This window comes from Bacillus sp. NEAU-242-2 (assembly GCF_027853835.1).
In the GTDB taxonomy this organism is placed as follows: Bacteria; Bacillota; Bacilli; order Bacillales; family Bacillaceae; genus Bacillus; species Bacillus velezensis.
Map to the genome: position 1 here is coordinate 212,793 of NZ_JAPNNY010000006.1, position 13,897 is coordinate 226,689.

General features: G+C 53.0%; 1 protein-coding gene and 1 pseudogene. Both read right to left on the bottom strand.

Annotated features, from left to right (window positions below; all coding sequences use genetic code 11):
* Positions 1-29: 29 nt before the first annotated feature.
* Positions 30-10,793: a surfactin non-ribosomal peptide synthetase SrfAB gene (srfAB, locus tag OWN49_RS17440; RefSeq protein WP_212102596.1), complete on the bottom strand. Its 10,764-nt coding sequence runs from the start codon at positions 10,791-10,793 to the stop codon at positions 30-32.
* A gap of 21 nt (positions 10,794-10,814) precedes the next feature.
* A pseudogene (gene srfAA, locus OWN49_RS17455) lies at positions 10,815-13,897 on the bottom strand (surfactin non-ribosomal peptide synthetase SrfAA); the annotation flags it as partial.

Sequence of the window (13,897 nt, forward strand, 5' to 3'; positions counted from 1 at the left end):
CCGCTCCCCCCTTCTGTTAACTGTTTTTGTCACGTTAAATTCTCCTCAAGCATGTCAAAGATGTCTCCCATTTCATCCATCTCAAGATCCTGCGCGCTGAAATCGCTCGGCGTAAATTCTTTCTCCTCTTTGGCCGTGCAATGGCGGATGATCATTAAAAGATTGTCTTTAAACCGCTGCATCTGTGTTTCGACGGTGCTTCTTTCATATTCTTCCTGATTGTATGAGCAGGAAATGACGAAGCGGCCGCCTGTAACCATCCCGCTGAAGCTCAGTGCGTATAACGCCTCTGACTCTTCGCTGACTTGACGTCCCATATCATATGGAGACGGCTCAAACCATTCCGTTTTCACTTCATTGTCAAACTGCCCCAAGTAGTTAAAACTGATTTCAGGCGTGACGCCTTTTTCTGTTTCATCGGATGACAGATACCGGAGAATCCCGTATCCTACACCTTTATCAGGAACGCGCCGCACTGTCTCTTTTACCGTTTTAATGACGGAAGAGACGCCGTCTTCCTTGCTGATCTGCAGAATCAACGGATATTGGGCCGTAAACCAGCCGACCGTCCGTGAAATATTGACATTCGGTATGATTTCTTCCCGGCCGTGTCCTTCTAAGTTGATGCCGACTTTTCCGTTTTCCGTCCATTCACCGATCGTTAAGCCGAGCGCGCTGAGCAGAATGTCGTTGATTTCCGTTCCGTACGGATGATGAACATCTGTCAGCAGCTGTGCCGTTTCTTCCTCAGTTAATTCACATTTCACGGCCGCCGTATGTTTGACGAGCCGTTTGTCCGGATCATGGTCTTTCGGCAGCGGCCGGAGTTCTTCCGCATCTGCCTGCGCCCAATAAGCCGCCTGCTTTTTCAGCTCTTCTGATTGCGCAAACGTGTTCAGCGCCTCCGCCCAATCTTTAAAGGAGTGGGTTTTTTGCGGGAGAACGATGCTGTTTTGCTGCTGCGCCTGTTTATAACCTGAAGCGAAATCCTCCAACAGAATTCTCCATGAAACCCCGTCCACGACGAGATGGTGAACCGCGATTAACAGATGATCGCCTTGTTCTGTCCGGTATTGCTCCGCTTTTAACAGCGGGCCGTTCTCCAGATCAAAACTTCCCTGAAGATGATCGGCAAGCCGCTGAATCTGGCTTTTCAGCATATCCTCGTCCGTTCCGTACAGATCAACGATTTCAAAGCTTGCCTTGCATTCTGTGACAGGGAGGTATGTCTGAATGATGCCTTCCCTTGCTTCACGGTAAACCATGCGGAGCGCATCATGGTGTTCAATCAATGCTTGCAGGGTTTTTTCCACCAGGTCCGGATCAAAGCCGTCTTTCGCATGAAGCATGACGGATTGGTTCCAGTGGTGTTTGTCGGTGAAGTTTTTCTCAAAGAACCAGCGCTGGATCGGCGTTAAGTCCGCTTCGCCTTCGACAGGTCCCTGGTCGGCCTGCTTGCCTTCCGTCCGCTCCACGTAAGAGACGAGCTCTTCAATGGTCGGATGCTGGAAGAGATCTTTCATCTCCAGCTTGTAGCCGTGCTGATTCAGACGGCTCGCCATTTGAATGCCTTTGATCGAGTCGCCGCCGAGCGTGAAGAAATTATCGCTTACGCCGATCTGATCAAGACCGAGCACTTCGTGCCAAATGTCAGAAAGCAGCGTCTCCATCTCCGTTTCCGGCGCTTTGTAAGCGGCGCTTCCCGCTTCAATGTCCGGTTCCGGCAGGGCTTTTTTGTCAATCTTTCCGTTTGCGGTGACCGGAAGCTCGTCCATCTCCACCCAGAACGCCGGCACCATGTAGTCAGGCAGCGTGTCTTTCAGCGCGGCTTTGAGCGCTTCAATATCGTCCTGCCGAGGCGCGACATAGGCGCAAAGCGCGGTGTTGCCCGCTTTGTCTTCCACAGCCGTCACCGCTGCGTCATGAACGTCCGCAAGCTGGGCGAGGCGGACTTCGATTTCTGAAAGCTCGATCCGGTAGCCCCGCACTTTGACCTGCTGGTCGATACGGCCGATGTATTCGATGCCGCTCTGCGCGTTCCATTTGACGAGGTCGCCGGTCCGGTACATGCGCTCGCCGGGCACGAACGGATCTGCGGTAAACCGCTTCGCCGTTTCTTCTTCACGGTTCAGGTATCCGCGTGCCAGACCGCGGCCGGCCACGCACAATTCACCGGCAATGCCTTCCGGCTGCACCTGATAGCCGTCGCCGAGAATATAAGCTCTCGTATTGGCAATCGCCCGTCCGATCGAAAGCGATCCTTCCTCAGGATTGATGACGCCGCTTGTCGCGACGACGGTGTTTTCCGTCGGGCCGTAGTTGTTGACGATCGTGTACGGCTGTTTCACCGCCCGCTTCAGCTTGTCGCCGCCGACGAGAAGCATGCGGAGAGAGGTATTTTCCAGCTCCATAAATTGTTCGGCCAGCTGCGTCGGCAGGAAGGTGATGGTCACGCCGTTCTCCTCGAAATAGTGATTTAAGCGGGTGATATCCAGCCGGATCGCCTCGTCAATGACGTGAAGCTCCGCGCCGATGGTCCATGTCGGGAACATCTCCCAGATGGAGGCGTCAAAACCGAAGCCCGCGTATTTGGCGCTTTTATCATCCGCCGTCATGGCGAATGCGTCGTGGTGCCAGAAGCACAGGTTCACAAGCGCATGGTGTTCGACCATGACACCCTTCGGCTGTCCGGTCGTTCCTGACGTGTAAATCATATAAGCGAGATGATCCGCCGTTGTTTCCGTCTGCGGGTTCGCTTCATCGTTTTCATCAAGCGGCAGGCTCAGAATGGAGCGTCCGCCGTCAAGCAGAATCGTTTCTCCTTTGTAGCCATCCGGCACGTCCAGCGCTTCCTGTGTGAGAAGCAGCTTGGCGCCGCTGTCCTGCAGAATGTAGCTGATGCGCTCTTCCGGGTAGTCGGGGTCAATCGGCACAAATGCCGCGCCCGCTTTTAAGACGCCGAGTACGCCCGCGGCCATTTCCAAGGACGGTTTCGTTAAAATGCCGACACGTTCGTCAGCCGTGACACCGCAATCCATAAGAATGCGCGCGATCCGGTTCGCCCTTGCGTTCAGCTCGCCGTACGTCCATTTCGCGCCGTTGTATGCCGCGGCCGGCCGGTTCGCGTAGCGGGCGGCCGTTTCTTCAAAGAGACGATGAACCGTTTTGTCCCGCGGCACAGAAATTGTTTTTCCTTTCCATGCGTCAAGAAGGGCTTGTTTTTCAGCATCGCTGATCAGTGAAATCTCAGGCAGCTTTCTGTCCGGGCTTTCCGCCGCTTGCTTCAGAATCCGCAGGAACCCGGCGCTCCACTTTTCAATGGTTTCTTTTTTAAACAGATCAGTCGCATATTCAAACTGAAGGCCGAGACCTTCTTGATCCGTAAAGCCGCCGAGTGTCAGATCGAATTTCGCCGTGCCTTGGTTTGACTCATACGGAGTGATGCGCAGGTTCTCCAGTTCCAGTGTTTCTTTATCCGGATCTTCTGTCGTCACCATCACCTGGAACAACGGGTTGCGGCTCATATCTCTCGGCAGGTCAAGCTTTCCGATCAGATCCTCAAACGGATAATCCTGATGCGCCAGCGCGTCGAGATTGGTTTGTTTCACCCGTTCGAGCAGCCCGGCGAAGGTCTGCTCTTTTCGCGTTTCATTGCGAAGCGCAAGCGTATTGACAAACATCCCCGGCATTTCCTGAACTTCGGCGCTCGTTCTTCCGGCGGTCACCGAGCCGATAATGATATCGCGCTGTCCCGTGATTTTGCTCAAAAAGACATGGAACGCGGCGTGAAGCACCATATGAAGAGTCGCTCCCGATGATTCCATTAATTCACGCACCGCTTTTTCCGTTTCACGCCCCGCTCTGAAACGGACGGATTGTCCTTTAAAACTTTGAACCGGCGGACGGGGAAAATCGGTCGGCAGATTCAATTCAGGAAGCTCGCCGGAAAATGCGGAGAGCCAATAACGCTCATGGTCTTTCATCCGTTCGGCCTGCCCGGGTTCATTCTGCCAGACGGCGAAGTCTTTATAGTGCAGGTTCGGCGACGGCAGACTTCCGCCTTTGTAAAGGTGAGCGAGCTCTTTGACCAGCATGCTTCTGGACACGCCGTCGGCAATAATATGATGCATATCCAGCAGCAGCAGGTGTTTCTTTTCATTCAGTCTGACAAGAGCGGCCCGAATGAGCGGAGCCGCGCTCAGATCAAACGGCTTAATGAATGCCTGAATGATAAGATCCGCTTTCTCCTCGTCCGCTGCTTCAAAAATGTGCAGGTCAATGTCAGCCTGTTCTGCGATCTTCTGCATCGGCTGGCCTTTTTGATCGATAAAGGACGTCCGCAAAGATTCGTGGCGATTGATCATCTGATTGAGCGCTTCCTGAAGCCTTGAAATATTGACTTCTCCTTCCATCAGAAGAACGGACGGCATATTATAGCTGATTGTCTCCCGGTCAAGCTGGTTCAGGACGTACATCCGTTTTTGGGCGGATGATAACGGGTACGCGTCTGCACTGTCTGCCGGTGTGATCATCCGATATCCCTCAGATACCGCCGATTTTTCGATATATGCGGCAAGCAGGCGGACAGTCGGCTGTTCGAACAGCGCTTTTAACGGAACCGTTTTGTCCAGTTCAGCCTGAATATTGGCGAGGAGCATCATGCCTTTTAAAGAGTGCCCGCCGTAATCGAAGAAATTATCGTCGATGCCGAGCGTATCCGTACCGAGTGTCTGTTTCCAAATGCGGCACAGCTTTTCCTCCAATTCCGTTTCCGGCAAGGCTGAAGCTGTTTGCGCCGTTTGGCTGACGCCCGGTTTCGGGAGGGCGTTTTTATCGGTTTTTCCGTTGGCTGTGAGCGGAATGCGGTCTACCTGCACGAAATAAGCCGGAAGCATATGAGACGGCAGTGTTTCGGAAAGCCGTTTGCGAAGCTCAGAGCCTTTCAGCCCACTGTCGGCTTTATAGTACGCGCACAGTTCCGGCAGCCCGCCTTCGCTGACTGCGAGAACGACCGCCTCCTGAATGCCGTTTACGCTTAACAGCACGGTTTCAACCTCTTTTAATTCAATGCGGTAGCCCCGGATTTTCACCTGATCATCCGCACGGCCGATAAATTCAATCGTCCCGTCAGGAAGCCTGCGGACGACATCTCCCGTTTTGTACATCAGGCTGTCCGGTGAAAAAGGATTTGAGAGAAATTTCTCCGCCGTCAGCTGCGGACGGTGAAGATATCCTCTGGCAAGCCCCTTCCCGGTAATATAAAGCTCGCCGCTTGCGCCCGGAGGAACGAGCTGCATTGCTCCGTCCAATACAAGCGCGCCGGTATTTGCGATCGGGCGGCCAATGACGGGACGCTGCTCATATTGATCAAGACGCTCCATATTGATCCGTTCCGCAATGGCGCCGATCGTCGTTTCCGTCGGCCCGTAGTGATTGATGAAGTCGGTATGGGCGTATACGTCATGAAACTTGCGGACATCGGACGTGATGATCTTTTCTCCGCCGAGCACCACTAAACGAAGCGGGCTGAAACGGCGTTCTGACGTAAAACGGGCTGTGTTGACGATCATATGGAACAATGACGGCGTCAGTTTCATATACGTAATGCCGTTTTTCTGTATATACTCACCAAGCTGATCAGGTGCGGTGTACGTCTCTTTCGGCACAATGTGCAGCTCGCCGCCCGCCTGAAGAATCGGGAATATGGCCGTATAGCCGAGATCAAATGCGTAAGAAGACAGCAGCACGGATTTGTCAGCTTCGGTCAAACCGGCTTCACGGCTGAACCATGTAACATAATTGATTAGATTGCGGTGCTCCAGCTGGACGCCTTTCGGTTTGCCCGTTGTTCCCGAGGTATAAATGATATAGGCAAGCCGGTCGGCGCCGGACTCCGTTTCAAGCCGGTCGGCGCTTTCGTTCTGCCATTCTCCGTCTTCCATTACGACCGTTTTTCCTTTATAAACGGCGGCCGCGGTCATGTTTCTCTCATTGACGACCAGAAGCTTCGTTCCGCTGTCTTCGAGAGAGTAGCGGATTCTCTCTTCAGGAGTCTCCGGATCAATCGGGAGAAATGCCGCTCCGGCTTTCATGACGCCGAGAATCGCGGTAATCAAGTCGGCCGAACGATCCATCATAATGGCCACGATGTCCTCACTGCCCGTTCCGCAAGCCTGAAGGTGTCGGGCAAACCGGTTCGAGCGTTCATCAAGCTCACGATATGTCAGACTTGTTCCGCCCGCAACCGCCGTGAGATCAGGCGTTTTCTGCGCTTGCCGTTCAAACAGCGAAACAAAAGTGCCCTCAGGCAGATCCGCTTCCGTCCGTTTTTCATCAGAAAGGAGCGCTTCCCGCTCAGGAGCGGACAGCAGGCTTGCGTCGGCCAGCTGAATTTCCGGATTTTCGGCGCAGGCTTTAATCAGATTGACAAAATGAGCGCTCCAGCGGCGGATGGTTTCGTCCGCAAATAAGGCTTTCGCGTAATCAAAGCTCAATCCGACCTCTTCTCCGCGCTCAGCCGCTTCTAAGGAAAGATCAAATTTAGCGACATGATGATGCATGGAGTAAGAAGAAATCTCCAAATCTCCGAGCCGCAGGGCCGGGATCTCCATGTTCTGCATATTAAATAACACGCTGAACAGCGGACTCCGGCTTGTGTCCCTCGTTAACGGCAGTTTTTCAATTAATTCTTCAAGCGGATAGCTTTGATGCTCAAAAGCTTGAAGGCTCGCCGTTTTCACTTCATCCAGAAATTGCTTGAACGTTTTTTTGCCGGCAGGATGCGACCGAAGCGCCACGGTGTTGACAAACATGCCCGGCACGTCTTGGAGATCAGGATGCTGTCTTCCGGCCGCCGGAGACCCGACTATGATGTCTTCCTGCCCCGAATATTTGGACAGCAGCACTTGAAAAGCGGCTAACAAGAACATGTACATCGTCGTATCCGTATCAGCCAGCAGCTTCTTAATCTGCGCCGTCACCTGTTTATCAAGCCCGAAGATGACGCGTTCCCCTTCAAAACTGCGCTCGGCAGGACGCGGGAAATCAAGCGGCAGATCCAGCACCGGCAGATCGCCTTTGAACGTATCAAGCCAGTAGGCTTCGTGCTGATCGAGATTTGCTTTTTCACGCCGCCAGACTGAAAAATCCTTATAATGAATCTTTGGCAGATCAAGCTCCGTGCCTTGATAAAGCTTCGCAAGATCACCGATGAAAATGCCCATTGAGCTTCCGTCCGTAATAATGTGGTGCATGTCAATCAGCAGAAGATGCCGGTCTTCTTCAAGCCGGATCAGCTTCGAACGGACCAGCGGCGCATGATTGAGCGCAAACGGCCTGATAAAGGCTTTTGTCAGCTCTTCTGCATCTTCTTCCCGGCCCTCGGCGGTTTCAAGCTCAAACGACACATTTTTATGAATGGTCTGCACGACTTTTCCATCTGCCATGTCAAACGACGTACGCAGTGTCTCATGACGGTTGATTAATGCCTGCATGGCCTCTTCAAGACGCTTTTTGTCTACTGATCCTTCCAGCAGAAGTACAGCAGGGACGTTGTAGCTCGTGCTGGCCTGTCCGAGCTGATTAAGGATATACATCCTGCGCTGTGCTGAGGAAACAGGATAATGCTTCTGATAAGGCGCTTGTCGGATCGGTTCAAACTGCTGTTCCTCCTCGCTCTCATGCTCCAAATAATGCGCAAGCTCCTGAATGGTCGGCTTTTCAAATAACACTTTAATCGGCACTTCTTTTTGAAAGTGCTCCTGGATTTTAGCGGTCATCATCATAGCTTTTAAAGAATGTCCGCCAATCGTGAAGAAATTGTCAGTCACACCCGCTTTTACACCGAGAATGCCTTCCCAAATGTCCGCGAGTTTCTGCTCCGCTTCCGTTTTCGGCGCTTCGTATTCTTTTTGAACGGCTTCAGCCTGAGGCTCAGGCAGCGCTTTTTTATCAATCTTTCCGTTCGCCGTCAGCGGAAACTGATTCATCTGGATGAAGTGCGCGGGAATCATGTATTCCGGAAGTGATTCCGAAAGCGTTTTGCGCAGGTCTTCCGGTGAAAGGTCCCGGTCTGCGGTAAAGTAAGCGCAGATTTCATTTTCATCCGCTTTATTTTTCCGGATCACAGCCGCAGATTCCGTCACATTCTCCGCCTGGCTGATTTTCGCCTCGATTTCGCCGAGCTCGATTCTGAAACCGCGGACCTTTACTTGGTTGTCAATTCTGCCGAGAAACTCGATCGTGCCGTCCGGAAGCCACTTCGCCAAGTCCCCCGTCCGGTATATCATTTCATCCGGTCTGAACGGATCGCGGACAAACTGCTTCTCCGTTAATTCAGGCAGATTCACATAGCCTCTTGCCACTCCGCTTCCGCCGACGCACAGCTCACCGGGCGCGCCGATCGGCTGGAGGTTGCGGTTTTCGTCCATAATGTACGCAGTGGAATTTCCGATCGGCTTCCCGATCGGGATCGAGCCGTCGTAGTCCTGATCAATGAGAAAACTCGTCGAAAACGTCGTATTCTCCGTCGGCCCGTAGCCGTTCCAAAGCGACAGCTCCGGTGATGCCTTCCTCACTTTGCTGACGATATGCGGCACAAGCGCGTCACCGCCGATGATGAGGTGCCGGAGCGTGTTAAACATGCCGGCATCCTTTTGGGCAAGCTGATTAAACAGCGGAGACGTCAGCCACATGGTCGTGATCCGCTGCTCTTTCAGAAATTGGGCGAAGCGTCCGGCGTCAAGCAGCGTCTCTTTTTTCACCGGGTGCAATGCCGCTCCGTTCAGCAATGCGCCGAAGACTTCGAAGGTTCCGGCATCAAAGCTGACGGCTCCCGTTTGCGCCATCCGGTCTTCTTCATGAACCGGCACGTAATTCGAATGTTTGACGAGCCTGATGATATTTCTGTGTTCAATCATGACGCCTTTCGGTTTTCCGGTCGACCCGGATGTATACATGATATACGCCAAGTCGTTGCCGCCGGCCGGAAGATTCAAGTCTGTTCCGCTTACCGTTTCATCCTCGCTTTCATCCAGCATGACAATCGGGACTTGCAATGTGCCCGCTTGTTCTTGATAGTCCTGAACTGTCAGCACAAGCCGAATCGAGCTGTCTTCCGCCATAAAGCGGAGACGGTCCTCCGGAAAAGCCGGATCAATCGGCACATAGGCGCCGCCTGCTTTTAGGACGGCAAGCATTCCGATAACGGTTTCCGCAGACCGGTCGTTCATAATAGCGGCGGTCCGGCCTTTTTCCAGCCCGCTCTTCACAAGGTGTCTCGCCAGGCGGTTGGCCGCTTCGTTCACTTCACGGTAGGTCCATTCGCGTCCCGCTTCTTTTATCGCGATGCTTGCAGGCGTCCGGTTTGCCTGTGCTTCAAACAAACGGTGAACGGCCTCCTCTTCCGGAAGCGCCGTTTTTGTATCATTGAATATCTCAACAATCTGCCGCTCTTCTTCGCCTGAAACAAGGCCGAGTTCCCGCACGGGCGCATCAGGCGTTCCGACCGCCGCTTTCATCATGCGGGTCAGATGATGCGCCGTTCGTTCGATGGCATCATGAGCGAAAGCCGCTCCGTTGTATTTGATTTTGACAGTCCACGTTTTTCCCGGATACACGATGAGATTGAAATCAAAGCTCGTCTGCTCAAAAGCATGTTCAACTTTAATGGAAAAGCCGAGTCTTTCCTCCATGCCCCCGTTTTCCAGCTCTTTGTCCAGCGGATAGTTTTCAAACGCGACCAAATGATTCAAGAGGCTGCCGTCCAGAGCGGAGCGCTTTTGAATGTCATAGAGCGGCACATAATCATAGCGCTCGGCTTCCACGGCGTTTTTCTGAACTGCCGCCATCACGTCAGAAAAGGCTGCATCTTTGTCAATCTTGATTCTGACGGGAATCGTATTGATGAACAGCCCCGCCATCGTTTCAATGCCGTTGATTTCTGAAGGACGGCCTGATACGACGGTGCCGAACACCACATCGTCTGTATAGTTGTATTTGCTGAGCACCGCACCCCAAACGGCCTGAAACAGGTTAGGCCCCGTGACTTGATGCCGGTTGGCGGTCTGCTGAATCTGCGCGACCAGCTCTTCATCCCAGACAAAAGAATATTCTTCATTTTGGTAGTAGTCTTTCTTTTCTGATGCCAGACGGCCCGGGAGCAGGATCGGCTGTTCGAAATCCGCCAGGCGGCTGCTCCAATATTGTTCCGCCTCCTCATAATCCCGGCCTCCGAGCCATTTGATATAGTCAGAGTAAGGTTTGCCCTGGCTTCCCCCGGCGGGCCGGCCGGCACGAAGCGCTTCATAGTTTTGAAACAGGCTTTTCATCAAAACGCCCATACTCCAGCCGTCCATGACAATATGATGATTGCTCCAGACGAGATACAGCTCCTTCTCACTGAGCCTGAACACCGCCGCTTTAAAGAGAATATCCTTCGCCAGATGAAAGCCCTGCTGCTGCACATCGCGTTTATAGCGTTCAATATATTCGGTTTGGCGCGCTTCATCTAATTGACTGATATCTTCATAGTGCACCTTCGTCTTCCGCTCTGCTAATACGACTTGGCGCGGTTTTTGAAGCTGCTGGTGCACGAATACCGTACGCAGGATGTCATATGTCCGGATCAGCTCATTGACGCTTTTTTCAAAAAGCTCAAGCTGAAAGCTTCCGTGAATCCTAAGCTCTAATTGTGTGAAGTAGGAGGAAGAATGCGGATCAAGCAGCGCATGATACAGCATTCCCTCCTGCATCGGTGTGAGTGCATACACCTTTTGAATCGATTTTTTGCTCATATGTCACCTCTGTCTTTTCTGTTAGAGAATTTCCATTAATTTATCAAGTTCATCAAGCGTCAGATCATCATCGCCAAGATCGCTAGGCGTAAGCTCAGGTCCGTCTTGGGCCAGGCAGTGATCTATGATTTTCAAGAGGTGCCCTTTAAAGCTGTCACTGAACGATTGAATGGTTTTTTCATGAAATTCGAGAGAATGATAGGCAAACGTCATCGTCATCTGCCCATTTTCTATAAATCCGACAATATCAAGCGCATTCGGCTTCTCTGTGTCAGGGCTCAGCGATTGTCCTGACGGCATCCCGGATCTTGTAAATAAGCCGGAATCCGACATCTCATTAAACTGGCCTAAGTAGTTAAAGCTGATATCCGGATCAATCTTAAATGAAAGATTCTCTTTATGCTCAGGCGCCGTTACATAACGCAGAATGCCGTAGCCGACTCCTTTGTTCGGGATGTGTCTGATGTCTTCTTTCATTTGTTTCAGCTGATATGAAAGATCGTCGGCGTGCTTCATCTCAAGGATCATCGGATACATGCTCGTAAACCATCCGACCGTCCGGGTGATATTCAGGCCGTCAAGAATGTCTTCGCGCCCGTGGCCTTCCAAATGAACGCCGATCGTGTCTTCACCCGTCCACTCTTTCAGCGCCAGTCCGAGCGCCGTGAGCAGGATGTCGTTCATTTCCGTATGGTAGGCTTCATGTACGTTTGTCGTCAGCTGTTCAGTTTGTTCAGGCGTCAGAGAGAAGCTGACCGTTCTCGTATGTCTCATGCGCTGATCACCAGACTGCCTGTCTTTCGGAAGCTGAGTGCATACCTCTTTTTCCTCAAGCTCTCTCCAGTAATCCGCTTCTTTCAGAAACGCCTTCGTATTTGCGTATTCTTTGATTCTCTCAGCAAATTCGGCGAATGAATGTGTTTTCGGAGGCAGCGCCGGTTCATTGCCTTGCTTCAGCTGCGTATAAACGGACGTGAAGTCCTCCAGTAAAATCCGCCAAGATACACCATCCACGACTAAGTGATGGATTGCGAGAAGAAGGTGGTCTCCATCTTCAGCCCGGAAGAGCCCGGCCTTCAGCAGATGTCCTGTTTCCAGTGAAATACTGCTTTGAAGACGGTCTGCTTCTCGTTCGATACGGTCCTCATGGTCTTCAGCAGGTCCGTTCAGCTCAAAGACGTTCAGTTCAACAGACGCATCCTCAAGCCCTCTGTAATACGGTTTTTGTTCACGATAAATCATCCGGAGCGCATCATGGTGCACCGTCAGGACATGTAATGTTTTTTCTGTTATCTCCGGATCAAAGCCGTCTTTCGCGTGAAGCATGACGGATTGGTTCCAGTGGTGTTTGTCCGTGAAGTTTTTCTCAAAGAACCAGCGCTGGATCGGCGTTAAGTCCGCTTCGCCTTCGAGAGGTCCCTGGTCGGCCTGCTTGCCTTCCGTCCGCTCCACATAAGAGACGAGCTCTTCGATGGTCGGGTGCTGGAAGAGATCTTTCATCTCCAGCTTGTAGCCGTGCTGGTTCAGGCGGCTCGCCATTTGGATGCCTTTGATCGAGTCACCGCCGAGCGTGAAGAAATTATCGCTTACGCCGATCTGATCAAGACCGAGCACTTCCTGCCAAATGTCAGAAAGCAGCGTCTCCATTTCCGTTTCCGGTGCTTTATACGCGGCGCTTCCCGCTTCAATGTCCGGTTCCGGCAGGGCTTTTTTGTCAATCTTTCCGTTTGCGGTGACCGGAAGCTCGGCCAGCTCCACCCAGAACGCCGGCACCATGTAGTCAGGCAGCGTGTCTTTCAGCGCGGCTTTGAGCGCTTCAATATCGTTCTGCTGAGGCGCGACATAGGCGCAAAGCGCGGTATTGCCCGCTTTGTCTTCCACAGCCGTCACCGCTGCGTCATGAACGTCCGCAAGCTGAGCGAGACGGACTTCGATTTCTGAAAGCTCGATCCGGTAGCCCCGCACTTTGACCTGCTGGTCGATACGGCCGATGTATTCGATGCCGCACTGCGCGTTCCATTTGACGAGGTCGCCGGTCCGGTACATGCGCTCGCCGGGCACGAACGGATCTGCGGTAAACCTCTTCGCCGTTTCTTCTTCACGGTTCAGGTATCCGCGTGCCAGACCGCGGCCGGCCACGCACAATTCACCGGCAATGCCTTCCGGCTGCACCTGATAGCCGTCGCCGAGAATATAAGCTCTCGTATTGGCAATCGCCCGTCCGATCGAAAGCGATCCTTCCTCAGGATTGATGACGCCGCTTGTCGCGACGACGGTGTTTTCCGTCGGGCCGTAGTTGTTGACGATCGTGTACGGCTGTTTCACCGCCCGCTTCAGCTTGTCGCCGCCGACGAGAAGCATGCGGAGAGAGGTATTTTCCAGCTCCATAAATTGTTCGGCCAGCTGCGTCGGCAGGAAGGTGATGGTCACGCCGTTCTCCTCGAAATAGTGATTTAAGCGGGTGATATCCAGCCGGATCGCCTCGTCAATGACGTGAAGCTCCGCGCCGATGGTCCATGTCGGGAACATCTCCCAGATGGAGGCGTCAAAACCGAAGCCCGCGTATTTGGCGCTTTTATCATCCGCCGTCATGGCGAATGCGTCGTGGTGCCAGAAGCACAGGTTCACAAGCGCATGGTGTTCGACCATGACACCCTTCGGCTGTCCGGTCGTTCCTGACGTGTAAATCATATAAGCGAGATGATCCGCCGTTGTTTCCGTCTGCGGGTTCGCTTCATCGTTTTCATCAAGCGGCAGGCTCAGAATGGAGCGTCCGCCGTCAAGCAGAATCGTTTCTCCTTTGTAGCCATCCGGCACGTCCAGCGCTTCCTGTGTGAGAAGCAGCTTGGCGCCGCTGTCCTGCAGAATGTAGCTGATGCGCTCTTCCGGGTAGTCGGGGTCAATCGGCACAAATGCCGCGCCCGCTTTTAAGACGCCGAGTACGCCCGCGGCCATTTCCAAGGACGGTTTCGTTAAAATGCCGACACGTTCGTCAGCCGAGACGCCGCAATCCATGAGAATGCGCGCGATCCGGTTCGCCCTTGCGTTCAGCTCGCCGTACGTCCATTTCGCGCCGTTGTATGCCGCGGCCGGCCGGTTCGCGT

Excerpts from the sequence above, each read along its gene's own strand:
- srfAB (WP_212102596.1), bottom strand. The coding sequence starts at position 10,793 with ATGAGCAAAAAATCGATTCAAAAGGTGTATGCACTCACACCGATGCAG.